Source organism: Streptomyces sp. NPDC088910, assembly GCF_044749865.1.
Lineage (GTDB): Bacteria > Actinomycetota > Actinomycetes > Streptomycetales > Streptomycetaceae > Actinacidiphila.
In genome coordinates, this window is record NZ_JBIVIV010000001.1 from 517,212 (window position 1) to 542,427 (window position 25,216).

The 25,216-nt window shown below is 71.4% G+C and carries 23 protein-coding genes; 9 read left to right on the forward strand and 14 right to left on the reverse strand.

Annotated elements, in window-relative coordinates; genetic code table 11:
• Positions 1 to 29 precede the first annotated feature (29 nt).
• From ACIP4Z_RS02250 to ACIP4Z_RS02275, 6 genes are all read right to left on the reverse strand, one after another.
• Positions 30 to 974, reverse strand: a complete 945-nt coding sequence (locus tag ACIP4Z_RS02250; RefSeq protein ID WP_401304372.1) for a 2-deoxy-5-keto-D-gluconate 6-phosphate aldolase domain-containing protein — start codon at positions 972 to 974, stop codon at positions 30 to 32.
• Positions 975 to 1,024: 50 nt separating this feature from the next.
• Positions 1,025 to 2,110: an ABC transporter permease gene (locus ACIP4Z_RS02255; RefSeq protein WP_401304375.1), complete on the reverse strand. Its 1,086-nt coding sequence runs from the start codon at positions 2,108 to 2,110 to the stop codon at positions 1,025 to 1,027.
• The gene (locus ACIP4Z_RS02260; RefSeq protein WP_401304378.1) at positions 2,107 to 3,681 is read right to left on the reverse strand and encodes a sugar ABC transporter ATP-binding protein; all 1,575 of its coding nucleotides are present in this window, start codon (positions 3,679 to 3,681) and stop codon (positions 2,107 to 2,109) included. The genes ACIP4Z_RS02255 and ACIP4Z_RS02260 overlap by 4 nt, the downstream gene beginning before the upstream one ends.
• Positions 3,678 to 4,862, reverse strand: coding sequence for a sugar ABC transporter substrate-binding protein (locus tag ACIP4Z_RS02265; RefSeq protein ID WP_401304381.1), 1,185 nt, complete (start codon positions 4,860 to 4,862; stop codon positions 3,678 to 3,680). Before ACIP4Z_RS02265 ends, ACIP4Z_RS02260 begins: the two co-directional genes overlap by 4 nt.
• Before the next feature lie 59 nt (positions 4,863 to 4,921).
• A complete protein-coding gene (locus ACIP4Z_RS02270) occupies positions 4,922 to 5,716 on the reverse strand; it encodes a DeoR/GlpR family DNA-binding transcription regulator (RefSeq protein ID WP_401304383.1) in 795 nt (264 codons plus the stop codon).
• A 379-nt stretch (positions 5,717 to 6,095) separates the two neighbouring features.
• The gene (locus ACIP4Z_RS02275) at positions 6,096 to 7,034 is read right to left on the reverse strand and encodes a helix-turn-helix transcriptional regulator (protein WP_401304386.1); all 939 of its coding nucleotides are present in this window, start codon (positions 7,032 to 7,034) and stop codon (positions 6,096 to 6,098) included.
• A 245-nt stretch (positions 7,035 to 7,279) separates the two neighbouring features.
• On the opposite strand from ACIP4Z_RS02275, the gene ACIP4Z_RS02280 reads away from it, so the two are divergent.
• The 3 genes from ACIP4Z_RS02280 (at position 7,280) to ACIP4Z_RS02290 (ending at position 10,662) form a co-directional block, all read left to right on the forward strand.
• Positions 7,280 to 8,758, forward strand: a complete 1,479-nt coding sequence (locus tag ACIP4Z_RS02280) for an MFS transporter (RefSeq protein ID WP_391160256.1) — start codon at positions 7,280 to 7,282, stop codon at positions 8,756 to 8,758.
• 211 nt (positions 8,759 to 8,969) lie between these two features.
• Positions 8,970 to 9,971, forward strand: a complete 1,002-nt coding sequence (locus ACIP4Z_RS02285) for an aldo/keto reductase (RefSeq protein ID WP_401304390.1) — start codon at positions 8,970 to 8,972, stop codon at positions 9,969 to 9,971.
• Positions 9,972 to 10,077: 106 nt separating this feature from the next.
• The gene (locus tag ACIP4Z_RS02290) at positions 10,078 to 10,662 is read left to right on the forward strand and encodes a TetR family transcriptional regulator (RefSeq protein WP_401304393.1); all 585 of its coding nucleotides are present in this window, start codon (positions 10,078 to 10,080) and stop codon (positions 10,660 to 10,662) included.
• Between the two features lie 76 nt (positions 10,663 to 10,738).
• Here the strand turns inward: ACIP4Z_RS02290 and ACIP4Z_RS02295 are convergent, their stop codons facing one another.
• The gene (locus ACIP4Z_RS02295; RefSeq protein ID WP_355344566.1) at positions 10,739 to 12,121 is read right to left on the reverse strand and encodes a glycine--tRNA ligase; all 1,383 of its coding nucleotides are present in this window, start codon (positions 12,119 to 12,121) and stop codon (positions 10,739 to 10,741) included.
• Positions 12,122 to 12,293: 172 nt separating this feature from the next.
• On the opposite strand from ACIP4Z_RS02295, the gene ACIP4Z_RS02300 reads away from it, so the two are divergent.
• The 4 genes from ACIP4Z_RS02300 to ACIP4Z_RS02315 all read left to right on the forward strand — a co-directional run bounded on the left by ACIP4Z_RS02300 (position 12,294) and on the right by ACIP4Z_RS02315 (position 15,485).
• Entirely contained in the window at positions 12,294 to 13,283 is a 990-nt protein-coding gene (locus ACIP4Z_RS02300) for a metal ABC transporter substrate-binding protein (protein ID WP_401304396.1), read from the forward strand.
• 14 nt (positions 13,284 to 13,297) lie between these two features.
• Positions 13,298 to 14,107 carry a metal ABC transporter ATP-binding protein gene (locus tag ACIP4Z_RS02305; protein WP_401304399.1) on the forward strand — a complete coding sequence of 270 codons (810 nt, stop codon included), beginning with the start codon at positions 13,298 to 13,300 and terminating at the stop codon, positions 14,105 to 14,107.
• Positions 14,107 to 15,006, forward strand: a complete 900-nt coding sequence (locus ACIP4Z_RS02310) for a metal ABC transporter permease (protein WP_401304402.1) — start codon at positions 14,107 to 14,109, stop codon at positions 15,004 to 15,006. Before ACIP4Z_RS02305 ends, ACIP4Z_RS02310 begins: the two co-directional genes overlap by 1 nt.
• Before the next feature lie 65 nt (positions 15,007 to 15,071).
• On the forward strand, positions 15,072 to 15,485 hold the full coding sequence (locus tag ACIP4Z_RS02315; protein WP_355344554.1) for a Fur family transcriptional regulator: 414 nt from the start codon (positions 15,072 to 15,074) through the stop codon (positions 15,483 to 15,485).
• 381 nt (positions 15,486 to 15,866) lie between these two features.
• Here the strand turns inward: ACIP4Z_RS02315 and ACIP4Z_RS02320 are convergent, their stop codons facing one another.
• The 6 genes from ACIP4Z_RS02320 to leuA form a co-directional block, all read right to left on the reverse strand.
• Positions 15,867 to 16,697 (reverse strand): isoprenyl transferase, encoded by an 831-nt coding sequence (locus ACIP4Z_RS02320; protein WP_188280782.1) that lies wholly within the window; start codon positions 16,695 to 16,697, stop codon positions 15,867 to 15,869.
• A 29-nt stretch (positions 16,698 to 16,726) separates the two neighbouring features.
• Positions 16,727 to 17,476: a DNA repair protein RecO gene (gene recO / locus ACIP4Z_RS02325; protein WP_355344550.1), complete on the reverse strand. Its 750-nt coding sequence runs from the start codon at positions 17,474 to 17,476 to the stop codon at positions 16,727 to 16,729.
• A gap of 70 nt (positions 17,477 to 17,546) precedes the next feature.
• On the reverse strand, positions 17,547 to 18,239 hold the full coding sequence (locus ACIP4Z_RS02330; RefSeq protein WP_355344548.1) for a response regulator transcription factor: 693 nt from the start codon (positions 18,237 to 18,239) through the stop codon (positions 17,547 to 17,549).
• Complete coding sequence (locus ACIP4Z_RS02335) at positions 18,236 to 19,459, reverse strand: histidine kinase (RefSeq protein ID WP_391047656.1); 1,224 nt, start codon at positions 19,457 to 19,459, stop codon at positions 18,236 to 18,238. The genes ACIP4Z_RS02330 and ACIP4Z_RS02335 overlap by 4 nt, the downstream gene beginning before the upstream one ends.
• 338 nt (positions 19,460 to 19,797) lie before the next feature.
• Positions 19,798 to 20,514 (reverse strand): TerB family tellurite resistance protein, encoded by a 717-nt coding sequence (locus ACIP4Z_RS02340; RefSeq protein WP_401304409.1) that lies wholly within the window; start codon positions 20,512 to 20,514, stop codon positions 19,798 to 19,800.
• A gap of 173 nt (positions 20,515 to 20,687) precedes the next feature.
• Positions 20,688 to 22,451, reverse strand: a complete 1,764-nt coding sequence (leuA, locus tag ACIP4Z_RS02345) for a 2-isopropylmalate synthase (RefSeq protein WP_401304412.1) — start codon at positions 22,449 to 22,451, stop codon at positions 20,688 to 20,690.
• Positions 22,452 to 22,754: 303 nt separating this feature from the next.
• Between leuA and ACIP4Z_RS02350 the strand changes: the two genes are divergently transcribed.
• Together ACIP4Z_RS02350 and ACIP4Z_RS02355 are read left to right on the forward strand one after the other, a co-directional pair.
• Entirely contained in the window at positions 22,755 to 23,873 is a 1,119-nt protein-coding gene (locus ACIP4Z_RS02350; RefSeq protein ID WP_391047474.1) for a M4 family metallopeptidase, read from the forward strand.
• An 8-nt stretch (positions 23,874 to 23,881) separates the two neighbouring features.
• A complete protein-coding gene (locus ACIP4Z_RS02355) occupies positions 23,882 to 24,145 on the forward strand; it encodes a protealysin inhibitor emfourin (RefSeq protein ID WP_401305029.1) in 264 nt (87 codons plus the stop codon).
• Between the two features lie 175 nt (positions 24,146 to 24,320).
• Here ACIP4Z_RS02355 and ACIP4Z_RS02360 read toward each other — a convergent pair whose 3' ends face one another.
• Positions 24,321 to 25,136: a transglycosylase SLT domain-containing protein gene (locus ACIP4Z_RS02360; protein ID WP_355344534.1), complete on the reverse strand. Its 816-nt coding sequence runs from the start codon at positions 25,134 to 25,136 to the stop codon at positions 24,321 to 24,323.
• Between the last annotated feature and the right edge of the window lie 80 nt (positions 25,137 to 25,216).

Here is a 25,216-nt window from a genome sequence, read left to right on the forward strand (position 1 = left end):
CCCGTCCGTACGGCCACGGCACGGTCCGGTCAGCGCGCCGCGCTCGGCACGTCCTCTCCGAGCGAGTACGCGGTGACCAGCCGTCGCAGCCGGCCTGCGATCGAGGCGACCACCTGCTCCTCGTCGAGGTCCCCGCGGAGATAGCCGTCGAAGGCGTCGATCCACAGGCTGCGGCCGATGGCGAAGCCGATGTAGCCGTCCACCCCGCGGATCTGCCGCACCCACTCCGCGACCGCGTCCATGTCCGCGCCGCCGCCGAGCAGCACCAGGGAGGTCGGGTACGGCGCCCCGGCCCGGCAGTGGTCGGCGACCACCGCGTAGTCGGCCTCGGCGGCCAGCGGCTCCAGCTTCCACACGTGCGGCCACACGCCCGCGTCCTGGTACTCCGAGACCGTCCGCAGCAGCAGTTCCGTGTGGTGCGCGCGCTGCCAGCGCTCCTTGTCGCCGCCTTCCGCGGCGAGTTGCGCGTCGGTCGGCGGGACCAGCATCTCCAGCATGAAGGGCCGCCGGTTGGCCAGGCACCAGTCGAGCACCTGGCGGGCGCGGGCGGTCTGCCGGGCCCTGCGCCCGGCGGGCAGTTCGGGGTTGTGCACGATGAGCGCCTTGACCATGTCCGGGCCGAGCGCGTCCAGGCGGGCGGCGAAGTCGTCGCCGCCGGTGAGGACGAACTCGCCGGTGTTGATGTCGAAGACCGGGGACCGGCTCTCCTCGACGGGCAGCACCAGGCAGCAACCGGCCTCCCGTACGCGGGGGATGGTCCGTTCGCCGTACTCCTCGTCTATCAGCACCCCGAGGTTGGCCGGGTCGGTGCCGCCTTCGGCGATCGTGCGGACCAGCGCGTCGAAGGCCAGGTCCTTCACCCGGCCGAACGCCTCCCGGCGTTCGGCGGCCGGCACCGCGTCACCGAACAGCCCGCGCATCACCGCCCGGTGGTCCATGGCCAGGACCAGGAGCGGATGGGGGACGTCAGTCATCGTGTGTCCTTTCGAGAGGGGGTGGGGCAGCGGCCGACCGGACGGGCGGGTCATGCCGGACCCCGGCGTTCACCGGTCCTGCGGCGGGCGACGAAGCGCGCGGCGAGGACGGCGACCAGCAGGGCGAGGCCGTTGAAGAGCGGCTGCACCCAGAACGGGACGCCGAGCAGGCTCAAGCCGTTGAAACCGACGGCGAGCAGCAGGATCGCGACGATCACACCGGGCACGTTGTAGAAGCCCGGACGGTAGGTGGTGACGCCCAGGAACGCGGCGGCGTAGGCGGGCAGCAGCAGGTCGGGGCCGAGACTGGGGGTCACGGAACCGGCCTGGCCGAGCTGGAGCACGGCGGCCAGCGAGACCAGCCCGCCGGCGCAGCCGAAGGCGAGGATCTTGTACCGGCCGGTGCGCACACCGGCCAGGAACGCCACGCGCTCGGAGCCGCCGATCGCGTACAGCCGGGCGCCGACCGGGGTGTGCTGGAGCAGGTAGAAGCAGATGACGGCCACGATCGCGACGATCCACACCGCCCAGGCGACCTGCACCGCGTAGCCGCGGCCGAGGGTCTTGGCCAGGCCGGGAACGGTCGTGAGGATGGCGCCGTTGCTGAGCATCAGGGTCATCGCGGAGAGCACGATTCCCATGCCCAGGGTCGCGATGAACGAGTTGATGCCGAACACCACGTTGAGCACACCGTTCCAGGCACCGGCCACCACCCCGCAGCCGGCCATCGCGAGGAACACCGCGGTCACCGGCCAGCCCTGGCCGGTCAGATAGGCGCCGAGCATCGCGCAGAAGCCGAGCAGATAGCCGACCGACAGGTCGAACTCGCCGACGATCAGCGGGAAGAGCACCGCCAGCGTCATCAGCGCGATCACGGACTGGCTGACCAGCAGCGAGGTCCAGTTCTGCCGGGTGGCGAAGTTGGGGGTGGCCATGCTGAACACCACGATCAGCACCACCAGCAGCACGATCTGGGCGTAGCGCTGGATGAGGGCTTCGCCGATCGTACGCAGGAGGCCGGCGCCGTGGGACCGCCCGGCAACCGGCTGCCGGTCGGCGGCCGGCTGCCGGTCGGCGGTCACGGCGCCCCCGGTCAGCGCGTCGGGCTTCGCTGTGTCGAGATCTTCTCTGCTCATCTCGGACCGTCCTCCTGTGGACTCGCCACGATCCTGGCCAGCTTGACGGGGTTGTCGGGGACGGGGATCTCCTGCGCCCCGGCGCCGGGGCGCAGCACCACCATCCGGTCGCAGTACGCGGTGAGCTGCTCGAACTCCGAGGAGAACAGGACCGCGCCCATGCCCTGGTCCACGCGTTTCCTGACCGCTTCGAACATCAGGAGCCGCGCGCCCGGGTCGACGCCGTTGGTCGGTTCGTCGAGCACCAGGACCTTCGGGTCGGTCGACAGCCACTTGCCGAGCAGCACCTTCTGCTGGTTGCCGCCGCTGAGGCTGCCGAGGGAGGCGGAGGGGTCGCGCGGCCGTACGTCGAGTTCGCGGATCACCCGGCCGATCGCCTCCCGCAGCGCCGACCCGCGGTGCCAGAACCGGCGCAGCGAGGGGAGCGCGATGTTGTCGGCGACGCTCAGGACGGCGACGCCGCCGTGCGAGAGCCGGTCCCTGGGCAGCAGCGCCACGCCCTGCCTGCGGGCGGTGGAAGCGGTCCAGGCGCGGGTGGGTTCGAACCCCCGCAAGCGGACGGTGCCCGAGCGGGGCGGCACGCCGCCCGCGAGGAGATACGGCAGTTCGTCCACGCCGGAGTCGGGCAGGCCGGTGACGCCGACGATCTCGCCCGCGCGGATGTCGAGGTCCAGCGGGTCGAGCCGGTGGCCGGTCAGCCCGCGGACCTCCATCAGAGTCCGGTCCGCGCCGTCCACGGGCGGCGCCCCCGCGCCGTACGCCTCGCGGGAGCCGGGGGCGGCGGGCTCCTTGCGGTGCCCGGCCCCGGCCGCCTGCTCGGCGGCCAGCCGCTGCTCAGGGAGCATGTACTCGATGATCCGGGCCGCGCTGACCTCGGCGGACGGTCCCTCGTACTGCGTACGACCGGCCGCCAGCACGGTGAGGCGGTCGGCGTACTGGGTGATCTCGCCGATCCGGTGGGTGACCATGAGGACCGCCGTGCCCCGGTCGGCGAGCCTGCGGACCAGGCCGAGGACCTGTTCCGCGTCGTCCTGCCGCAGCGAGGCGGTGACCTCGTCGAGGATGAGGATGCGGCTGCCCTGTCCGGTGGCGACGGCGAGGGACACCATCGCCCGTTCGGCGGGGCCGAGTTCGGCGCAGGTGGTACGGGCGTCGACCGGCACCTCGTGCTCGTCGAGCAGCCGCTGCGCGCGCCGTACCAGCGCCCGGTGGCTGAGCCCGAGGGCGGGGACGCCCTCGAAGCCGCCGAGCAGCGCGACGCAGTCCGCGACCCTGAGCGTGTCGACCAGCGGCGCCTCCTGGTGGACGACGCCGACGCCCGCCGCGCGGGAGTCCATCGGCGACGACCACTCCTGCGGGGCGCCGTCCACCAGCAGGTGGCCGCTGTCCGGGCCGAACACCCCGCTCATGATCTTGATCAGGGTGGACTTGCCCGAGCCGTTCGCCCCGGCCAGCGCGTGCACCGCGCCGGGGACCAGGCCGAGTGAGACGTCCCACAGGGCCTGGGTGGCACCGAAGGTCTTGCACAGCGAGCGCGCCGCCATGACCTCATCGGTTGCCCGGGTGGTCACTTCGTGCCCCAGAGTTTGTGGTACTCGGCGGCGACGTCGAACGGCAGCTTCCACTGGTCGTTGTTGCCGATCATGTTGTCCTTGGTGAGCAGGACCGTGATCGCGCCCTCGTTGGCCGGTTCGACGGCGGGCTGCTTCTGCACCGTGCGGATCATCTGGTCGACGGTCGCGTAGCCGTACAGCGAGGGGATCTCGATGACGGTCGCGCCCTGGATGTCGCCCTCGCGGATGAACTGCCGGTTGATCGGGTCGCCGACCGCGCTGACCAGCTTGACCTTGGCGCCGAGACCGGCCTGCCTGATCGCGTTGACCTCCGCCGCGGCGGCGGCGTCGAAGCCGGTGTAGACGTAGGTGGCGTTCGCGTGCTGCTGGAGGGTCGAGACGGTACGGGTGCCCAGGGCGCCCGAGGCGATCTCGTCGGTGGTGAAGTTGACCGGCTTGAGCACCTTGCACGCCGCGCACTTCTTCATCTCGGCGACGAAGGCGTTGTACGTGACCGTGTTGGACAGGTACTCGCTGGTGATGACCGGCTGGACCACGGCGGTGCCCTTGGAGTCGGCGATCACCCAGTCCGCCTGCATCCGGCCGTTGGCGCCGTAGTCGGGTGCCACGTCGAGGTCGAAGTCGATCTGGCCGGGCTCCAGTTGGGGCTTGGGGTTGGGGGAGCCGGTGCCGTTGTTCATCGAGATCACCGGAATCCCGGCCTTCTTGGCTGCCTCCAGGCCCTGCTGGACGAGCTTGGAGTCGATGGAGACCGTGGCGATCACATCGGCCCGGTTGGAGACGGCGTTGAGGATCATGTTGTTCTGGGTACGGGCGTTGGACTGGCCGTCGTAGATCGTGGGCTTCCAGCCGAGGGTCTTCACGATGCCCTTGACCGCTTCGGCGGGGGTGTTGCAGCCGCCGATGGCGACACCGCACGGGATGATCGCGACCTTGATGTCCTTGGGCACGGTGACCGGCTTGTCGGTCGGTCCCGCGAAGGACTCGGGACCCTTCTGCGCGGCCTGCACCGCGGTGACGAACTGGCTGACGTCCTGGCTCTGCCCGGAGTCGGCCGCGCCGCTGTCACCGCCGGAGCCGTCGTTGGAGGGCGCGCACGCGGTGGCGAGCCCGAGCCCGATGCACGCGGCAGCGATGACCGCTGCCCTCGCCCTTGACGTGAGGACTGTGGAAGGCATACCTCGCTCCTTTGCGGTGGTACACGTCGCCGTGGCGGCGGTGTCTGCGGGATCGCTTGTCATGGGATCGGAACCACTTCGATCGCCAGCCCGGAGATCTCCAGGGCCCGCAGCAGTTCCGGTGGGGCGTCGGCGTCGGTGATCAGGAGATCGGGCTGGGAGGTGTCGGCGAACCGGGCGAAGTGGTCCTTGCCGATCTTGCTGCTGTCGCAGAGGACGACGGTCCGCTTGGCGGCGCGGATCATCGCCTCCTTGACCGCGGCCTCGGCCGGGTCGGGGGTGGAGAAGCCGTGCCGGGGCGAGACCCCGTAGGTGCCGATGAAGGCGACGTCGACGTGGACGCGCGCGATGGCGCCGAGCGCGGGGGCGTCGACCTCGGCCAGGGTGTTGGCCCGGACGCGGCCGCCGAGGGTGTGGACGCTGAGTCCTTGTTTGCCCGCGAGCGCGATCGCCGCCTGGAGGCTGTTGGTCATGACGACCAGCGAGGGACCGCCGGGAAATATCTCGGCCATCCGGCCGGTGGTGGTCCCGGCGTCGATGATCACCGCGCCCTCGTCGGGCATGTGCTTGACCGCGGCGTGGGCGATCAGGTCCTTCGCCACCGCCATCAGCCGCCTGCGCGACTGGAGGTCGGGGACGAGGTGCTCACGGTCGAGGAGGATCGCTCCGCCGTGCACCCGCTGGACGAGACCGCGGCGCTCCAGCAGCACCAGATCGCGGCGGATCGTCTCCGACGTCACCTCCAGCCGGTCGGCCGCGGCGACGACTTCGAGCCGCCCGTTGGCCTTGAGCTGGTCGAGCAGCGCTCGCCGACGTTCCTCCGCGAAGTGCGCGGATGTGCCGTTAACGCTCATCGCGGGCCCTTCCGTGCCAACCTCACTTTTGCTTCGTGTGGAATTCATACCTGTATCCACGCAATGCCACAAGAGGCTGCGCGAGGAAGAGTGTCCGAATGAGACATTCCGTGGCCGATGAGCGACCAAATATGACCACAGCGTGACGAGTTGATCACCTAGAGGAGCAGGAAGCGGGCATTCCCTCCCATAGGCTCCCTATGGAAACGCCACACCTGTCATGGGTCTGTGTGGATATTCCAAATCCGCAGACGCGTCCGGCCCCCCGTGCCGAGGAGGCGCGGGGGGCCGGAGGGGGGCCGGAGGGGGCCGGAGGGGGGCCGGAGGGGGGCCGGAAAGCGGGTCCGCCGGCGGCCGGAAGCCGGGGCTCGCTCGCGGATCAGCCCGCGATCGGCTGCCGCTCCTGCGCGGAGACCAGCGCGTGCAGCCGGTTGAGGCGCTCGCGGGTGAGGTCGTCGGCCGGGGTGTACGTGGTCAGGCGGGGGCCCTGCTGCGGGCCGAGCCACAGGTGGGTGAAGTCGAAGGAGAGCAGGCCGACTTCGGGGTTCAGATAGCGCTTGATGTGGCCGTCGGGCTGGAGCACCTCGTGCCGTTCCCACATCTCGCGGAAGTCGGGCGAGCTCTGCTGGAGCCGCTTGAGCAGCTCGCGCCAGGCGGGCTCCGCCAGGTGCTGGGCCATCGAGACGCGGAATTTGGCGGCCATCAGCCGGATGCTCTCCTCGCGGTCGACCATCCGCTCGCGCCACAGCGGGTCGGTGAACGACAGCCACATGACGTTGCGGTCCTCGACGGGCAGCGCGTCCAGGTCGCTGACCAGCCGGCCGTAGGTGCGGTTGTACGCGATCACGTCGTACCGGCTGTTGACGACCGCGGCGGGCAGCGGCGCGAGCTGGTCGACCATGGCGAGCAGCGCGGGTGACATGCCGGGGCATTCCAGGTGCGGGTGCGGGTCGGCGGTCCCGGCGAGGGTGAACAGGTGCTTGCGCTCGTTGTGGTCGAGCATCAGGGCGCGCGCGATGGCGTCGGCGACCTGCCCGGAGACCTGGATCTCCCGCGCCTGCTCCAGCCACGTGTACCAGGTGACCCCGACGGCGGCGAGCTGTGCGACCTCCTCGCGGCGCAGTCCGGGCGTCCGGCGCCGACGGCCGGGCGGCAGCCCGACCTGGTCCGGTGAGATCCGCTCCCGGCGGCTGCGCAGAAAGGACGCCAGCTCCTGGCGGCGGCTCTCCGCGGCGGCGGCCTCGGGCACATCGGCCCCGGAGACGTCCAGCGAGACGTTCCCCTGACCCGACGGGGCGGCGGCCGAGTCCGGCGACACGGTCCCCGTCCCCGCGGGAACGGGGACCGAATCCGGGGAAACGGCGCCCGAATCCGGGGCGACAGTGCCCGGGCCCGGGGTCACGGTGCTCGGCGGGAAAGCGCTGGCGTCTGCGGTCATATTCCCAGAGTGCCCGATCCGGCAGCCGGTTGCCAGGTGGTGCGTATACCTGGATAAACGCTCTCTGGTACCACCCTGAGAACGGGTCCAGTGTGGACCATGTGACCGACCGAATGGAACCCACCATGACCTCCCGGGCTCAGGTGCTCCCCCGCGTGACCCGCATCGGGGCGCCCGCCCGGAACTCTTCCGTCCCCACCCGCTCGCACTCCCCCGCCCCGGCCCCCGGCCTGAGCTCCCTCGGCCTGCTGACCGTGCTGCTCGGCGCGGCGCTGCCGATGGTGGACTTCTTCATCGTCAACGTGGCCCTGCCCACCATCGACCGCGACCTGCACGCCGGACCCGCGGTCCTGGAGATGGTCGTCGCGGGCTACGGCGTCGCCTACGCGGTGCTGCTCGTGCTCGGCGGGCGGCTCGGCGACATGTTCGGCCGCCGCAATCTCTTCCTGTGGGGCCTCGGCCTGTTCGCCGTCACCTCGCTGGCCTGCGGTGTCGCCCCCTCCGCCTGGACCCTGGTGGCGGCCCGCGTCGCCCAGGGCGCCGCCTCCGCGCTGCTGCTCCCGCAGGCGCTGGCCACCATCCAGTCCGCGACCTCGGGCGGCGCCCGCGGCAAGGCGCTGAGCTACTACGGCGCGACCGCGGGCATCGCCAGCGTCGTCGGCCAGGTGCTCGGCGGGGTGCTGGTCTCCGCGGACATCGCGGGCAGCGGCTGGCGGGCGATCTTCCTGGTCAACGTGCCGGTGGCGGCCGTCGCGCTGGCGCTGGCGCTGAAGTCGGTGCCGGAGACGCGGTCCGCGCACCCGGCCCGTATCGACAAGCCCGGCACCGCACTGCTCGCGGTCACGCTGATCACCCTGCTGCTGCCGCTCACCGAGGGCCGGGCGGCCGGCTGGCCGCTGTGGTCGTGGGTGCTGCTCGCGGTCTTCCCGCTCGCCGCGGCGGCCTTCGTGGCGGTCGAGCGGCGCGGTGAGCGCGACGGCGGCAATCCGCTGATCCCGCCGTCGCTGCTGCGCGTCCACAGCGTGCGCAGCGGTCTGCTGCTCATCGTGCCCTTCTGCCTCGGCTTCGGCGGCTTCATGTTCGTCGTGGCGGTGGCCATGCAGGACGGGCTGCGCTTCGGGGCGCTGGAGGCGGGGGCCGCGCTGGCCCCGCTGTGCGCCGCCTTCTTCGCCGCCTCGCTGCTCGGTCCGCGGATGGTGGCCCGCTTCGGCCGCCGTGTGGTGACCGCGGGCTCGCTGGTCCAGGGCGTCGGCCTGGTGGCGCTGGCCGCGACCTTCCACTACGGCGGCACGGGTCTGAGCATCGCGGAGCTGGCGCCGAGCATGGCCGTGATCGGCTTCGGCCAGGGCTTCGTCCTGCCGGTGGTGCTCCGGATCGTGCTCAGCGAGGTGCCGGCCGCGCAGGCCGGGGTCGGCAGCGGCGCGATGGCGACCACCCAGCAGTCCAGCCTCGCGCTGGGCGTGGCCACTCTCGGCACGCTGTTCCTGACCCTGTCCGGTTCGATCGGTGTACGGGACGCCCTGGTCTGGGCGCTGGTCGCGCAGCTCGCGGCGGTGGTCGCAACGGTCGCGCTGAGCACCCGGCTGCCGCGCAGAATCGTCTAGCGACGGGCACCTCGGCCCGAAGTCCCCGCCCCGAACCGGCGCCGGGCCCCGCGCCCCCGAGAAGACCGGCCCACCGCCCCGGGCCGAGGACGGCCCCCAGGGGCACGGTCGCACGACATGTGGACTGACAGATGTTGATATCTGTCAGTCCACATGTGACGGTGGAGGCGCACACCCGTCCCGCCGACGACCCCGAAGGGGACCCCCACCGATGCGCACCCGCACCCTCGGCACCACAGGACCCGTCGTCTCCGCCCTCGGCCTCGGCTGCATGGGCATGTCCGGCGCGTACGGCGCCTCCGACGACGCCGAGTCCGTCGCCACCATCCACGCCGCGCTGGACGCGGGCGTGACCCTGCTCGACACCGGCGACTTCTACGGCATGGGCCTGAACGAACTGCTGATCCGCGACGCCCTGCGGGCCCGCCCCGGCAGCCGCGACCAGGCCGTCATCAGCGTCAAATTCGGCGCGCTGCGCGATGTCGAGGGCGGCTTCGGCGGCTACGACGGCCGCCCGGTCGCGATCCGCAACTTCCTCGCGTACTCCCTGAACCGGCTCGGCACCGACCACATCGACATCTACCGGATCGCCCGCGTCGACCCGGACGTGCCGATCGAGGAGACCGTCGGCGCCATCGCCGAGCTGGTCCAGGCCGGGCACGTCCGGCACATCGGGCTGTCCGAGGTCGGCGCGGAGACGCTGCGCAGGGCCGCCTCCGTCGCCCCGATCGCCGACCTCCAGATCGAGTACAGCCTCTTCTCGCGCGGCATCGAGGACCGGATTCTGCCCACCGCCCGCGATCTCGGCATCGGCGTGACGGCGTACGGCGTGCTCTCGCGCGGGCTGCTCAGCGGCCACTGGACCCGGGGCAGCGGCACGGAGGCGGGCGACTTCCGCAGCTACAACCCGCGCTTTTCCGGGGAGAATCTGGAGCGCAACCTCGGCCTGGTCGAGGCGCTGCGCGAGGTCGCGGACGGCAAGGGCGTCACGGTCGCGCAGGCCGCCATCGCCTGGGTGCTGTCCCGCGGCGACGACATCGTGCCGCTGATCGGCGCCCGCCGCAGGGACCGGCTCACCGAGGCGCTCTCCGCGCTCGACCTGACGCTGGCCGCCGCGGACATCGCCGACATCGAGCGGGCCGTCCCGGCCGCGGAGGTCGCGGGCACCCGCTACGACCCCCGGCAGATGACCCATCTGGACAGCGAGCGCTGAGCCGGCGGCGCCCTGCCGCACACTGGACGGCGACGGCCCCGGCGATCTCGGCGGCCGTCGCCGTCGCAGAAGCCGTGTCCCGACCCGCCGAAAGGCCGCCTCTCCCATGCCGCCGGAGCCCCTGACCCGTGACCGCGTCCTCGAAGCCACCGAGGACGTGCTGCGCCGCTACGGCCCCGCGAAGGCCACGGTGGTCGATGTGGCGCGGGCGCTCGGGGTCAGCCACGGCAGCGTCTACCGGCACTTCCGCAGCAAGGCGGAGCTGCGCGAGGCGGTCACCCAGAAGTGGCTGGCCGAGGCGCACGCGGCGCTCGCGGACATCGCCGCGGAGGACGGGCCGGCGCCCGAGCGGCTGCCGCGCTGGCTCGCCGAACTCTTCGCGGCCAAGCGGCGCAAGGCCGGGCTCGACCCGGAACTCTTCGCCACCTTCCAGGTGTTGGCGCGCGACAACAGCGGCGCCGTCAGCCGCCACGTGCAGGAGACGATCGACCAGCTCGCCGGGATCGTCGCGGACGGCGTCAGGCGCGGCGAGTTCGCCCCCTGCGACCGGGCGGCCACCGCCCGCGCCGTCTGGGACGCCACCTGCCGCTTCCACGACCCGGCGCACGCGGCCGAGTGGACCCTGCCGGGCGTCGACGCCGAGTTCACGGCGGTGTGCGAGCTGGTGCTGCGCGGACTGCGCGCGGACTGACGCACGGGACGACGAGGGCGGGGCCGCGCGATCCGGTCCGTCCGGCTCGCGCGGCCCCGCCCGTGTGCAACCGGCGTCAGCAGCCCAGCAGTCGGCTGCCCAGGTAGGTCTCCACCTGGTCGAGCGACACGCGCTCCTGCTTCATCGTGTCGCGCTCGCGGACCGTCACCGCGTTGTCCTCGAGCGTGTCGAAGTCGACGGTCACGCAGAACGGCGTGCCGATCTCGTCCTGGCGGCGGTAGCGGCGGCCGATGGCGCCCGCGTCGTCGAACTCGATGTTCCAGTTGGCGCGCAGGGCGGTGGCCAGGCCCTTGGCCTTCGGGGAAAGCTCGGGGTTGCGGGAGAGCGGCAGGACGGCGACCTTGACCGGCGCGAGGCGCGGGTCGAGCCGCATCACGGTGCGCTTCTCCATGACGCCCTTGGCGTTGGGCGCCTCGTCCTCGTTGTACGCGTCGAGCATGAAGGCCAGCATCGCGCGGTTGACACCCGCCGCGGGCTCGATGACGTACGGGAACCAGCGCTCGCCCGCCTCCTGGTCGAAGTAGGAGAGGTCCTGGCCGGACGCCTTGGAGTGCGAGGAGAGGTCGTAGTCGGTGCGGTTGGCGACGCCCTCCAGCTCACTGAACTCCTGGCCGCCGAAGTTGAAGCGGTACTCGATGTCGGCGGTGCGCTTGGAGTAGTGGGAGAGCTTCTCCTTGGGGTGGTCGAACCAGCGGATGTTCTCCTCCCGGATGCCCAGGCCCGTGTACCAGTTCCAGCGCTCCTGCATCCAGTACTCGTGCCACTTCTCGTCCTCGCCGGGCTTGACGAAGAACTCCATCTCCATCTGCTCGAACTCGCGGGTGCGGAAGATGAAGTTGCCCGGCGTGATCTCGTTGCGGAACGACTTGCCCATCTGGGCGATGCCGAACGGCGGCTTCTTGCGCGAAGTGGTCTGCACCTGGGCGAAGTTGGTGAAGATGCCCTGCGCGGTCTCGGGCCGCAGGTACGCCACCGAGCCCGCGTCCTGGGTCGGGCCGAGGTGGGTCTGGAGCATGCCGGAGAACTGCTTGGGCTCGGTGAAGGCGCCCTTGGTGCCGCAGTGCGGGCAGTTGATGTCGGCGAGGCCGTTGGCCGGGGGCTTGCCGTGCTTGGCCTCGTACGCCTCCTCCAGGTGGTCCGCGCGGTAGCGCTTGTGACAGGAGGTGCACTCGGTGAGCGGGTCGGAGAACGTGGCGACGTGGCCGGAGGCCACCCAGACCTCGGGGGCGAGGATCACCGACGAGTCGATTCCCACCACGTCCTCACGGGAGGTCACCATGGCGCGCCACCACTGGCGCTTGATGTTCTCCTTCAGCTCGACGCCCAGCGGCCCGTAGTCCCAGGCGGCCTTGGAGCCGCCGTAGATCTCACTGCTCGGGAAAACGAAGCCACGGCGCTTGCTCAGGCTGACGATGGTGTCGATCTTGTCGGCGGCCACGGTGCTCTCTTCAGTACGACGAAGCGGTCAGTTGCCTCAGATTACCGGCGGGTGCGGTCCCCTTATCAAATCCGTTCCGGAACCCGGCTCCAGGAACCCGGCCGGGAGCGGATCGCGGACCCCGCCCTACGGATATTGACAATCGTTTCCACATCAGATGAAAATGACAGTCATGAACATCCATCGCCGCCCGATATCCGCCGTCTCCGTCGCCGCCGCGGCCGTGCTCGGCCTGCTGGCACTGTCGGCCTGCTCCGGCGCCGACGCCTCCGAGAACACCTCGGGTGATTCCAAGAGCGGCGGAAAACTCAAGGTCACGGCCGCTTTCTACCCGCTGGAGTACCTGGCGGCGCAGATCGGCGCCGACCATGTCGCGGTGACCGACCTCACCAAGCCGGGCGTGGAGCCGCACGACCTGGAGCTGACGCCGAAGGAGACCGGCAGGCTCGGCCAGTCCGATGTGATCGTCTACCTCAAGGGCCTCCAGCCCGCCGTGGACGACGCCGTGAAGCTCTCCGGCGTCAAGCACAAGGTCGACGCCGCGTCGCTGACCACCCTGGAGTCCCACGGCACCGAGGTGGACGGCACGCACCACACGACCGGCGACAACGGCACCGGCGGCGGCAGCGAGGAAGGCGCGGGCGCCGACCCGCACATCTGGCTGGACCCGGTGAAGTACGCCGAGGTCGCCAAGGGCGTCGGCAAGGCGCTGGAGCAGGCCGACCCGGCGAACGCGGCGGCGTACGGCAAGAACACCGACGCGCTGGTCGCCCGGCTCACCGCCCTGGACACCGCATTCCGCGACGGCCTGAAGAACCGCGCCTCCGACACCTTCGTCACCACGCACGCCGCCTTCGGCTACCTCGCCGAGCGGTACGGGCTGGTCGAGGAGGCCATCAACGGCATCGACCCGGAGAGCGAGCCCAGCGCGGCGCGGGTCAAGGCGCTGCACGACCTGGTGAAGAGCAAGCACGTGTCGACCGTCTTCTTCGAGACGCTGGTCAGCGACGCCACCGCGAAGACCCTCGCGGGCGACCTGAGGCTGCGCACCGACGTCCTCGACCCGATCGAGGGCATCACCGACAAGTCCAAGGGCACCGACTACTTCCAGGTGCAGCGGAGCAATCTGACGGCCCTGCGCGCGGCGCTCGGCGCGAAGTGACGGAGGTCACCGCCATGGACCAGCAAGCCGTCGAAGCGGCCGGGGACACCGGCGCGGTCATGGACCCGGTCATCGCGCTCAGCGGCGCCACCGCCACCCTCGGCGCTCGCCCCGTACTGCGCGGCATCGACCTGACCGTCGGGCGCGGCGAGGTCGTGGCGCTCCTCGGCGCCAACGGCTCGGGCAAATCCACGGCGGTGCGCGCGGTCATCGGCCAGGTGCCGCTGACCGGCGGCTCGCTGGAGCTGTTCGGTACGCCGCTGCGCCGCTTCCGGCAGTGGGCGCGGATCGGGTACGTGCCGCAGCGCACCACGGCGGCCGGCGGCGTGCCCGCGACCGTACGCGAGGTGGTCTCGGCCGGGCGGCTGGCCCGTACCCGGCTGCGGCCGATGCGCCGCGCCGACCGGGCGGCCGTGGACCGGGCCATCGCCGTCGTCGACCTCACCGACCGCGCGGGCGACTCCGTGGACGCGCTCTCCGGCGGCCAGCACCAGCGGGTGCTGATCGCCCGCGCGCTGGCCGGGGAGCCGGATCTGCTCATCATGGACGAGCCGATGGCGGGCGTGGACCTCGACAGCCAGCGCATCCTCGCGGCGACCCTGCGCGCCCAGGTCGCGGCGGGCACCACCGTCCTGCTGGTCCTGCACGAACTGGGGCCGCTGGAACCGCTGATCGACCGCGCGGTCGTGCTGCGCGACGGCTGCGTGACGTACGAGGGCGCGCCGCCGCGAGCACTGGGACAGCACGCCCTGCCGGGCCACGACCACGTACACCCGCACGCGGACGCCTCGGCCGCGCCGGTCAGGACGGGACTGCTGAGCTGATGGAATTCCTCGACTACGCCTTCATGCAACGGGCCCTGATCGCCGCCGCGCTGGTCGGCCTCACCGCGCCGGCCATCGGGATCTACCTCGTGCAGCGACGGCAGGCCCTGATGGGCGACGGTATCGGCCATGTCGCGCTGACCGGCGTCGGCCTCGGCTTCCTCCTCCAGTCCAACCCGGTCTGGATGGCCACCGCCGTCTCGGTGGCGGGCGCCGTCGCGATGGAGCTGATCCGCTGGTACGGCAAGACGCGCGGCGACATCGCGCTGGCCATGCTCTTCTACGGCGGCATGGCGGGCGGTGTGATGCTGACCAGCCTCGCGCCGAACGGCTCCAACGCCAACCTGGAGACGTACCTGTTCGGTTCGATCACCACCGTCTCGCCGTCCGACATCACCACGATGTGCCTGCTGGCGGGCTTCGTCATGCTGGTGACCGTGGGCCTGCGGCGGCAGCTCTTCGCGGTGTCGCAGGACGAGGAGTTCGCGCGGGTCACCGGGCTGCCGGTGCGGCTGCTGAATCTGCTGGTCGCGGTCACGGCCGCGCTCACCGTCACGGTCGCGATGCGCGTGGTCGGGCTGCTGCTGGTCAGCGCGCTGATGGTGATCCCCGTCGCGGCGGCGCAGCAGGTCACCCGCAGCTTCCTGGTCACCTTCGTCAGTGCGGTGACCATCGGCGTCACCGTGACACTGTCCGGCACCGTCACCTCGTACTACGTGGACGTGCCGTCCGGTGCGACGATCGTCCTGATCACCATCGGGCTCTTCATCGTGCTCACCGCGCTCGCCACTCCGCTGGCCAGGAAACGCGCCAGGCGGGCCGCGGCGGAGCGGGAACGGTGCACCCTGGAGGTGGAGGTGCCCGCCGCCCGCGGCGCCGCCGACGAGGTACCCGCCTGAACGGAACGGCCTGGCACAATGGGCCGTCCGGACAGGTGCACGAAGCGACCCAGAAGGAGGCACCGGTGACCACCCATCCCGTACGTGGCCGCTCCACCCGGCAACGGGCCGCCGTGTCGGCCGCTCTCTCGGAGGTCGACGAATTCCGCAGCGCGCAGGATCTGCACGACATCCTGAAGCACCGCGGCGACTCCGTCGGGCTCACCACGGTCTACCGGACCCTTCAGTCGCTGGCCGACGCGGGCGAGATCGATGTCCTCCGGACCGGTGAGGGCGAGTCCGTCTACCGCCGCTGCTCCGGCGGCGGCCACCACCACCACCTCGTCTGCCGCGTCTGCGGCAAGGCCGTCGAGGTCGAGGGGCCCGCCGTCGAGAAGTGGGCCGACGCCGTCGCCGCCGAGCACGGCTTCGCCGATGTCGCCCACACCATGGAGATCTTCGGCACCTGCTCCGACTGCGTCGAGCACCCCCAGCCCTAGCCCACCCCCAAGGGCCTCCCCCGCCCTTCCCCGCCCCCGCCCGGACAGCTCTTCCACCGGGGCGGTAGGCCGGTCTTTCCCGGGCGCGACCCCCGGACGGCTCTTCCACCGGGGCGCCGGCAACGTGTCTTCAGGGGCGCGGGGAACTGCGCGCTCAGCCACCACCGGGCTTTCAGCCCGAAAACACACAGCAACTGCCCCGCTGGGGCCGGTTTTCAACGGCGCGCCACCGCCGTGGCTGGTCGCGCAGTTCCCCGCGCCCCTAAAAGCAGGCCCTGCGCAAGGGCACCGCGCGGCCGGGAAGGCCGGACCGCCGTCCAGGGCGGAGGAACCGTCCGGGGGCGGCCCCGGGAAGGATCGGGTCACCCCGCCCGGGAAGGGCTAGGCGCGTTGGTCGCCGGCGAGCTGGGCCTCGTTGGGGATGGCCCCGCCGAAGCGACGGTCGCGCGAGGCGTATTCGACGCAGGCCCGCCACAGATCGCGCCGGTCGAAATCGGGCCACAGCACGTCCTGGAAGACCATCTCGGCGTAACTGCTCTGCCAGAGCAGATAGTTGGAGGTGCGCTGCTCACCACTGGGACGCAGGAAGAGATCCACGTCGGGCATGTCGGCGTAGTAGAGATACTTGGCGAAGGTCTTCTCGTTGACCTTGGACGGGTCGAGCCGCCCGTCGGCGACATCACGGGCGATGGCCTGCGCCGCATCGGCGATCTCGGCGCGCCCCCCGTAGTTGACGCAGAAATACAGCGTCATCGCGTCATTGTCGACGGTCTGCTCCTGGGCGACCTGGAGCTCCTGCACGACGGACTTCCACATCTTGGGCATGCGCCCGACCCACCGGATGCGGATGCCGAGTTCGTCCATCTCGTCGCGGCGCCGCCGGATCACGTCCCGGTTGAAGTTCATCAGGAAGCGCACCTCCTCGGGCGAGCGCTTCCAGTTCTCGGTCGAGAAGGCGTACAGCGAGAGGTTCTTGACGCCGATCTCCAGGCAGCCCTTCAGCACGTCCAGGACGACGCCCTCGCCGACCCGGTGGCCCTCGGTGCGCGGCAGGCCGCGCTCCTTGGCCCAGCGGCCGTTGCCGTCCATGACGACGGCCACGTGCTTGGGCACCAGCTCGCTCTGGAGCTTCGGCGGACGCGCCCCCGACGGGTGCGGGTCGGGTGTCCGGTACGAGCTTCGGGAACGGGCCAGAATCCCGTGACGTGCCATGGTGGTACTTCTCCTCATGCCTTCTCGGCTCAGGTCTTCTCGACGAACCGCAGGGAGCGCAGTCCGCGCTCCAGGTGCCACTGGAGGTAGGCCGCCACCAACCCGCTGCCCTCACGGCAGTGGCGCGGCTCGCAGGCGTCCGCGGTCTCCCAGTCGCCGCCCAGCAGCGCGCCGAGCAGTTCCAGTGACTCCCGTGAGGGTACGACGCTTCCCGGCACCCGGCAGTCGCCGCAGACGACTCCTCCCGCCCCGACCGAAAAGAACCGGTTGGGACCGGTCATACCGCATTTGGCGCAGTCGTCGAAGCTGGGCGCGTATCCGTTGACGGCCAGCGACCGCAGCAGGAAGGCGTCGAGCACCAGCCGGGGCTCGTGGTCGCCCGCCGCGAGCGTCCGCAGCGCGCCGACCAGCAGCAGATACTGCTGCACGGCGGGCTCGCCCTCGTGGTCGGTGAAGCGCTCCGCGGTCTCCAGCATCGCGGTGCCCGCGGTGTAGCGGTCGTAGTCGGTGACGATCGAGCCGCCGTACGGCGCGATCGTCTCGCCCTGTGTGCACAGCGGCAGACCGCGGCCGACCAGTTCCCCGCCGCGGACGAAGAACTGCACGTCGACGTGGCTGAACGGCTCCAGGCGCGCGCCGAACTTCGACTTCGTCCTGCGCACACCGCGGGCCACCGCCCGTACCCGTCCGTGCCGCCGGGTGAGCAGCGTGATGATCCGGTCCGCCTCACCCAGCTTCTGGGTGCGCAGCACGATGCCGTCGTCGCGGAACAGACTCATGGGCCCATTCTCGCGTACGGCGGGAGCGGTACGGCGACGGACGGCCGACCGGCCGCCGCCGGGCCCCGGCTCAGCGGTCGGCGCCGGGCGCGACCAGGCCGGACTCGTAGGCGGTGATGACGAGTTGGGCGCGGTCGCGGGCGCCGAGCTTGCCCATGATCCGGCTCACGTGCGTCTTGGCGGTGAGCGGGCTCAGGCCCAGCGCCTCACCGGTCTCCGCGTTGTTCAGGCCGCGCGCGACCAGCGTGAGGACTTCGCGCTCGCGCTCGGACAGCCCGCCGAGCCCGGCCGGGGCCGGGGCGCTGACCAGCGGCCGGTCCGGCAGCCGCAGCACCCGGGCGATCAGCCGGGCGGTGGGGCCGGGCGACAGCAGCGAGTCCCCGGCCGCCACGGTACGGATCGCGTCCAGCAGCTCCGCGGGCCTGGTGTCCTTGACCAGGAAGCCGGACGCGCCCGCGCGCAGCGCCGACACCACGTGCTGGTCGTCGTCGTAGGTGGTCAGTACGAGGATGCGCACACCCGCCAGGTCGTCGTCGGCGGCGATCCGCCGGGTGGCCTCGATGCCGTCGAGCTCCGGCATGCGGATGTCCATCACGATGACGTCGGCGCGGGCGCTGCGGGCCTGCTCGACCGCCTCCAGGCCGTTCGCCGCCTGCCCGACCACCTCCATGTCGCGGGCGGACTCCACCAGCATCGCGAACGCGGCCCGCACCAGCGTCTGGTCGTCGGCGAGCAGCACGCGGATCGGCGGCGGCGAGGTCATCTGTGGTCTCCCTGGTGATCGACGGTGAGCGGCAGCACGGCGCTGACCGCGAAGCCCGTACGGTCCTGGCGCGGCCCCGCGGTGAGGGTGCCGCCGACGCTGCGGGCGCGCTCGCGCATCCCGGCGATGCCGAAGCCCTCGGTGCGCCCCTCGGCGCGGTTCGCGGGCGCGGGGCCGCCGCAGGAGCCGTCGTCCTCGATCAGCAGGTGCAGGGCCGTCTCCCGGCGGTCCACCCGTACGGTGATCAGCGGGCTCGGCACCCCCGCGTGCCGTACCGCGTTGGTGAGCGACTCCTGGACGATCCGGAAGGCCGCGGCGCCCACCGCGGGCGGCACCGGCGCGACGCCCACGGCGTCGCCCAGGTCCACCCGGGCCCCCGCCGCCTCGGCGGCCTTGGCGAGCGCCGGTATCCCCGCGAGGTCGGGCAGCGGGCCGTCGCCGTCCGCGCGCAGCACCCGCAGCGTCGTCCGCAGCTCGGCGCGGGCCTCCCGGCAGGTGTCGGCGATCGTGTCGAGCGCGGCGGCCACCGCCGTACGGTCGAGCCGGTCGGGGTCGGCGACCAGGATGTGCGCGGCCACCGACGTCTGCACGCCGATCAGGGTGATGCTGTGCGCGAGCAGGTCGTGCAGGTCGCGGGCGATCCGCAGCCGCTCCTCCGCGACCCGGCGGGCCGCCTCCTCCTCGCGGGTGCGCTCGGCGCGCTCGGCCCGCCCGACGATCGCGGCCACGTAGTTGCGGTGCATCCGCACCACCTCGCCCGCCACCGCGACCGCCACGATCCAGCCGGCGCTCTTGAGCATGTCGGTGCCCGCGTGCGGCGCGCTGATCGTCGACATGATGGCCGCCATCAGCGCGATCACCGTCGGCAGCAGCAGGAACGTACGCAGGGGCGGCCCCGCGACCGCCAGCGCGTACAGCGCCACCATGCTCGACGGGATCGGCGCCACCTGGATGTTCTCCAGGTAGTGGTACGGCGCCACGAACGCCAGCATCCCGAGCATGCACACCAGCGGCGAACGCCGCCGCCACACCAGCACCAGCGCGCTGCCCACCAGCAGCGCCCAGCCCGCCAGGTCCGGCCGCCCGCTGGCCGGCTCCTCCGGCAGACAGCACGCCAGGAACGCCTCCACGGCGAACACGAGCGCGGCGAACGCCACGTCGGCGGGGGCGACCCGCGGTCCCGGCGCCGCCGGGATGCGCGGGGCGCGCAGAAGGTCCATGGTGAGCGCCACGGACCCATCCTCCCGGACGCGGGGTGCGCCGAGCCAGGTCACGGGGTCGCGGCGGGGCGCAGACGGGCCAGCGGTACGGCCCTGAGCCGCGGTACCGCCCACGGACGTGTGGTGACGTTCATGGGCTCCTCCGAAAGCCGAGGTCTTCTCCTACCGTCAGCTTCCTCCGCCGGGCTCGGCTTCCTCGTCCCGCCCAGGACCGATCCGGGGGCTACTCCCCCAGGAGTACGCCCCCCTTCACGCAGGGCCTGTGCCCCGTCAGGGGCGCTGGGGGGCACCTTGAGAACAGGCCCTGCGCGCCAGGGCGACCGCGGGCGGACCGCAGGTCAGAGGGCCGCGGCGGCTCCGGCGAGGAGGCGGTCGATGTCGGTGAGGGGCAGGGAGAGACAGCGGCCGACGGCTTCGAGGACTTCGCGTTCCGCAGGAAGGTAGGGCCCGTCGGCGAGGGCGATGTGCGCGCCCTGGAGGAGAACCCGCTCGCGCCCGAGCGGGTCGAGGTGGTCGGCCAGGGGCTCGAGCGCCTCGTGGAGCTCGATGGACAGCCAGCTCCCGCACCCGTCGACCTCGTCGGCGAAGGAGTCGGGCCCGAGTGGGGCACCCCCCGAGCCGGAGGCGCCGTACCGGCCCTCGTCGGCGACGATGGCGGCGAGCAGCCCGAGCAACTGGTCCTCGGTGCAGTCGGAGAACCCGGCGGAGCGCACGGCGCCGACGGCGGCCTCGCGGGCCGGGCGGCCGGTGGCGCCGCCCGCGGTGAGGACGGCGAGCGCGATGGTGTGCACGGCGTCCCGCAGCATCGCGGAGAAGCGGGTGGTGGTGGGCCGCAGCAGGACGTCAGAGGCGTACTGCCGGTGGCAGGCGGTGCACTCGATGACGGTGCCCGCGGGGCCCCGGCGCAGGACCGGCACATTGAGCACGGTCAGTCTGCGGGTGCCGGTTCTGCGGTGGTAGGCACGGTCGCCGCCGCAATCAGGGCAGAAGAACTCACCGTCGTCCTCGGTGTGCCACGCCGTTCGCACACCCCAGAAACACAGCCTCAGCTTCATCACGCTGCACCCTCCGGCCGTTCGGCAACGCTGCCGCACTGCCGTGATGTTAGCCACAGTCGGCGGTCGCAGTCAGTACCGCGTAAGGGGCAATTGCCTTGCGAGGGTGCTCGAACCGGTCCGCCCGGGGGTTTTCGCCCCTCGGACGGACCGGGTGAACCGGGTCAATCCCGTCAGCGCGCGGCCCGGTTGACGGCCGAGACCAGCGCCTGCAACGACGCGCGGGTGGTGTTGGGGTCGACGCCGATCCCCCACAGCACCTTTCCGTCGATCGCGCACTCGATGTACGAGGCGGCCCGCGCGGAGGCGCCCTCGCTCATGGTGTGCTCGGAGTAGTCCAGGACGCGGGCGTCGATGCCCACCCCGGCCAGCGCGTCGACGAAGGCCGAGATCGGGCCGTTGCCCGTACCGCTCAGGGTGGTCTCGACGCCGTCGACCACGGCCTCGACGGTGAGGGCGTCGGTGCCGTCGCTGGAGGTGGACGTCTGGGCGGAGCGCAGGGCGACCCGGCCCCACGGGTTGTCGCTGGTGGGCAGGTACTCGTCCTGGAAGACCGACCAGATCTGCGCGGGGGTGACCTCGCCGCCCTCGCTGTCGGTCTTGGCCTGGATGATCCGGGAGAACTCGATCTGCATGCGCCGCGGCAGGTCCAGCTTGTGGCCGTTCTTCAGCACGTACGCGACGCCGCCCTTGCCGGACTGCGAGTTGACGCGGATGACGGCCTCGTAGGAGCGGCCGACGTCCTTGGGGTCGATCGGCAGGTACGGCACCGCCCACTCGATGTCGTCGACGGTCTTGCCCTCGGCGGCGGCGGTGGCCTCCATCGCCTCGAAGCCCTTCTTGATGGCGTCCTGGTGGGAGCCGGAGAAGGAGGTGTAGACCAGGTCGCCCGCGTAGGGGTGGCGCGGGTGGACCTCCATCTGGTTGCAGTACTCGGCGGTGCGACGGATCTCGTCGATCTGCGAGAAGTCGATCTGCGGGTCGACGCCCTGGCTGAACAGGTTCATGCCCAGCGTCACCAGGTCGACGTTGCCGGTGCGCTCGCCCTGCCCGAACAGGCAGCCCTCGACCCGGTCCGCGCCGGCCATGAGCGCCAGTTCGGCGGCGGCCACGGCCGTACCGCGGTCGTTGTGCGGGTGCGCGGACAGGCACACGTACTCGCGGCGGGACAGGTTCCGCGACATCCACTCGAAGCGGTCGGCGTGTGTGGAGGGGGTGGAACGCTCCACGGTGGCGGGCAGGTTGAGGATGATCTCGCGGCCCGGCTCGGGCTGCCAGACGTCCATCACGCCCTCGCAGACCTCCAGGGCGAAGTCCAGCTCGGTGTCGGTGAAGATCTCCGGGCTGTACTGGTAGCCGAAGACGGTGTCGTCGCCCAGGATCTTCTCGGCGTACTCCATCACCAGCCGGGTGCCGTCCACCGCGATCGCCTTGACCTGGTCACGGCTGCCGCGGAAGACGACGCGGCGGAAGACCGGCGCGGTCGCGTTGTACAGGTGGACGGTGGCGCGGGGTACGCCGCGCAGGGCCTCGACGGTGCGCTCGATCAGTTCCTCGCGCGCCTGGGTCAGGACGGAGACCGTCACGTCCTCGGGGATCGCGTCGCCCTCGATCAGGGAGCGTACGAAGTCGAAGTCGGTCTGGCCCGAGGACGGGAAGCCGATCTCGATCTCCTTGTAGCCCATGCGGACCAGCAGGTCGAACATCTCGCGCTTGCGGGTGGGCGACATGGGGTCGATCAGCGCCTGGTTGCCGTCGCGCAGGTCCGTGGAGAGCCAGCGGGGCGCCTGGGTGATGCGGGCGTTCGGCCAGGTGCGGTCGTCGATGTCCACGGCCTCGTAGTGGCCGTACTTGTGGACCGGCATCACGCTGGGGCGCTGGCGCGCGGTGGCCGTGGTGATGGGCGTGGGACGGCCGACGCGGTTGGGGGTTGTCATGGGGCTCTGGCTCCTCGGGGGTCCGGCTGAGTGTCGGCCGACGGCGATGGCACGCCTGAACTCCGCGGGGAGGGGGTCGGCCTACGACTACAGGCCCTCGCCGCGGCAGCTAAGGAGAAGCAGCCCGAAACGCATGATGGGACGACCATAACCGAGGCGGCCGGAATCACGTAGCCGGTACGAAGATCCTCTCAGCATGCAAGATGCACGGTTCTGTCCACTCAAACCATGATCCTTCGCTCCTTTTCGTCAATCATCGTCGCAACCCGTGACAGCGACTGTGACGCGTGCCACATTTCCGCCATGACTGCCACGCATGCGCCCAACGCCGTCTTCTGCACGATCGTGCCGCCGCACGTGCTCGATAAGCTGTCCCGTTCCGAGGACTCCGGGGTCTCGGGACCCGCCCGCCGCACCCTGGAGCAGGACGCGCTGCAACGCACCAGGCGCCGCCTGACCACGGTGATCGGCGCCACCGCCGTCACCGGGGCCGCCGCCTCCGACCAGCCGCGACGGACCGTTCACGACGCCAAGCACCAGGACACGCTGCCGGGGCGCAAGGTGCGCGCCGAGGGAGCCAAGCCGTCCAAGGACGCGAGCGTCAACCGGGCGTACGACGCGCTCGGCGCGACCTTCGAGACGTATCTGAAGGCGTACGGGCGTCACTCGATCGACGACGCGGGCCTGCCGCTGGTGGCCAGCGTCCACTACCTCCAGGGCTACAACAACGCCTTCTGGAACGGCCAGCAGATGGTCTTCGGGGACGGCGACGGCGAGATCTTCCTGGACTTCACCCTTCCGCTGGACGTGATCGGCCACGAGTTGACGCACGGCGTCACCCAGTACAGCGCCAACCTGGACTATTTCGGGCAGTCCGGCGCGCTCAACGAGTCCGTCTCCGATGTCTTCGGCAGCCTCATCAAGCAGTTCACGCTCGGGCAGAGCGCGGAGCAGGCCGACTGGCTGATCGGCGCCGGGCTGCTCGCACCGGGCGTCGACGGCCACGCGCTGCGCTCGATGAAGGAGCCCGGCACCGCCTACGACGACCCGCGGCTCGGCAAGGACCCGCAACCCGGCACGATGGACGGCTACGTCACCACCTCGCGCGACAACGGCGGCGTGCACATCAACTCGGGCATCCCCAACCACGCCTTCTACCTCCTGGCGGCCGAGCTGGGCGGCAACGCCTGGGAGCAGGCCGGGCAGATCTGGTACGACACCCTCACCGGCGGCTCGCTGTCGCCGCACGCCCAGTTCGCGGACTTCGCCGCGGCCACCGCCGCGGCGGCCAAGGCCCGCTACGGTGAAGGCGAGCAGCACCAGGCGGTGCTCTCGTCCTGGTCCCGGGTGGGCGTCGCTCCGGCCGCCGCCCCCGCGGCCGAGGTCCCCCGCCAGCAGCCCGGCCAGCCGCAGGAGGCGTGACACAGCCCATGCGTATCGAGGTGGTCCGCTCCGGCGGCTTCGCGGGCATCCCCCGCCACGCCGCCATCGACACGGCGGGCCGCCCCGACGCGGCCCGCCTCACCTCCCTGGCCGAGGCCGTCCTGGCCGCTCCCCCGCCCTCGGGCCCCCCGGTCCCCGACGGCTTCACCTACGCCATCACCGCCGACGGCCGCACCGCCCACTGCGCCGACCCCCACCTGACCCCCGCCCAACGCGAACTGATCGAGGCGGTCCTGGGCGAGGGCGCGTAGGCCGCCCCCGTCCGAAGACCTGGAATCCCGGTGACCGACCCGCTGCTTCCCGCGGGCGTCGGGGCGCCGGGACACCTGGCCGACCGGACCGGCGGGCGCCGCTGACGCCGGAAGGGCGGCGGGGCCGTGGGGCCTCGCCGCCCTTCCGGGGTGCGGTGGGTGGTGAAGTGCGCGATCAGTACGCGGAATTCACGTTGTCCATCGAGCCGTAGCGGTCGGCCGCGTAGTTGCAGGCGGCGGTGATGTTGGCGACCGGGTCGTAGATGTCCCACGAAGTACCGGACACGTGGTAGGTCTTGAAGGTCGGGTCGATCACCTGGAGCAGGCCCTTGGAGGGAATGCCGTTCCGGGCATTGATGTCCCAGTTGTTGATGGCCTTCGGGTTACCGCTGGACTCGCGGATGATGTTCTTGTGAATCCCGTTGTAGCTGGCGGGAATTCCCTTGGAGTGCAGGATGTCCAGCGACTGCTTGATCCAGCCGTCGAGGTTGTTCGAGTAGGACTTGGCGGCGGCCTTCACGGGCGTGGCGGCGGCGGCCTTCTTCGGCGCGGCGACGGGGGCGCGCTTGGTCGAGCGGTTCGCGGCGGACTTCTGCTTCGCGCGGTCGGCGGCGTCGGCCGCGGCCTTCTTCTTGGCGGCCTCGGCGTCCGCCTTCTTCTTCGCGGCGTCGGCCTGCTTGGCGGCCTCGGCCTTCTTCGCCGCGTTGGCCTGGTCGGTCTTCTTCTGCGCGGCGTCCCTGATGGACTTCTGCGACGCGAGGCCGGTCTGCGCGTTCAGGTCCTTGACCTGCGTACCGGTGGAGACCGAGAACCCGGCCGGGTTGCTCGCCGCGGTCGCCGAACCGGCACCTGCGGTCGCTTCCAGACCGGTCACGGTCAGCACGACCGCGGCAGCGGCGACAGCGCCGGCGGCCGTGATCTTGTGCTTCTTCGGCATCCGGTTGAACGCGGTGAACGTAGGGAGCTTCTTCGGGATCGTGGGGAGCTGCATTCGGGAATTACCTCTTCCTCCGTAGCGGACCAGTGAATTGTTAGAGGCGGGCAATTCAGAGGTCAAAGACCCCGTCTACG

Excerpts from the sequence above, each read along its gene's own strand:
- ACIP4Z_RS02340 (WP_401304409.1), bottom strand. The coding sequence starts at position 20,514 with ATGAAGCTGAGGCTGTGTTTCTGGGGTGTGCGAACGGCGTGGCACACC.
- ACIP4Z_RS02310 (WP_401304402.1), top strand. The coding sequence starts at position 14,107 with ATGGAATTCCTCGACTACGCCTTCATGCAACGGGCCCTGATCGCCGCC.
- ACIP4Z_RS02355 (WP_401305029.1), top strand. The coding sequence starts at position 23,882 with ATGCGTATCGAGGTGGTCCGCTCCGGCGGCTTCGCGGGCATCCCCCGC.
- ACIP4Z_RS02290 (WP_401304393.1), top strand. The coding sequence starts at position 10,078 with ATGCCGCCGGAGCCCCTGACCCGTGACCGCGTCCTCGAAGCCACCGAG.
- ACIP4Z_RS02250 (WP_401304372.1), bottom strand. The coding sequence starts at position 974 with ATGACTGACGTCCCCCATCCGCTCCTGGTCCTGGCCATGGACCACCGG.
- ACIP4Z_RS02285 (WP_401304390.1), top strand. The coding sequence starts at position 8,970 with ATGCGCACCCGCACCCTCGGCACCACAGGACCCGTCGTCTCCGCCCTC.
- leuA (WP_401304412.1), bottom strand. The coding sequence starts at position 22,451 with ATGACAACCCCCAACCGCGTCGGCCGTCCCACGCCCATCACCACGGCC.
- ACIP4Z_RS02330 (WP_355344548.1), bottom strand. The coding sequence starts at position 18,239 with ATGACCTCGCCGCCGCCGATCCGCGTGCTGCTCGCCGACGACCAGACG.
- ACIP4Z_RS02305 (WP_401304399.1), top strand. The coding sequence starts at position 13,298 with ATGGACCAGCAAGCCGTCGAAGCGGCCGGGGACACCGGCGCGGTCATG.
- ACIP4Z_RS02265 (WP_401304381.1), bottom strand. The coding sequence starts at position 4,862 with ATGCCTTCCACAGTCCTCACGTCAAGGGCGAGGGCAGCGGTCATCGCT.
- ACIP4Z_RS02300 (WP_401304396.1), top strand. The coding sequence starts at position 12,294 with ATGAACATCCATCGCCGCCCGATATCCGCCGTCTCCGTCGCCGCCGCG.
- ACIP4Z_RS02255 (WP_401304375.1), bottom strand. The coding sequence starts at position 2,110 with ATGAGCAGAGAAGATCTCGACACAGCGAAGCCCGACGCGCTGACCGGG.
- ACIP4Z_RS02280 (WP_391160256.1), top strand. The coding sequence starts at position 7,280 with ATGACCTCCCGGGCTCAGGTGCTCCCCCGCGTGACCCGCATCGGGGCG.
- ACIP4Z_RS02320 (WP_188280782.1), bottom strand. The coding sequence starts at position 16,697 with ATGGCACGTCACGGGATTCTGGCCCGTTCCCGAAGCTCGTACCGGACA.
- ACIP4Z_RS02270 (WP_401304383.1), bottom strand. The coding sequence starts at position 5,716 with ATGAGCGTTAACGGCACATCCGCGCACTTCGCGGAGGAACGTCGGCGA.
- ACIP4Z_RS02335 (WP_391047656.1), bottom strand. The coding sequence starts at position 19,459 with ATGGACCTTCTGCGCGCCCCGCGCATCCCGGCGGCGCCGGGACCGCGG.
- recO (WP_355344550.1), bottom strand. The coding sequence starts at position 17,476 with ATGAGTCTGTTCCGCGACGACGGCATCGTGCTGCGCACCCAGAAGCTG.
- ACIP4Z_RS02350 (WP_391047474.1), top strand. The coding sequence starts at position 22,755 with ATGACTGCCACGCATGCGCCCAACGCCGTCTTCTGCACGATCGTGCCG.
- ACIP4Z_RS02360 (WP_355344534.1), bottom strand. The coding sequence starts at position 25,136 with ATGCAGCTCCCCACGATCCCGAAGAAGCTCCCTACGTTCACCGCGTTC.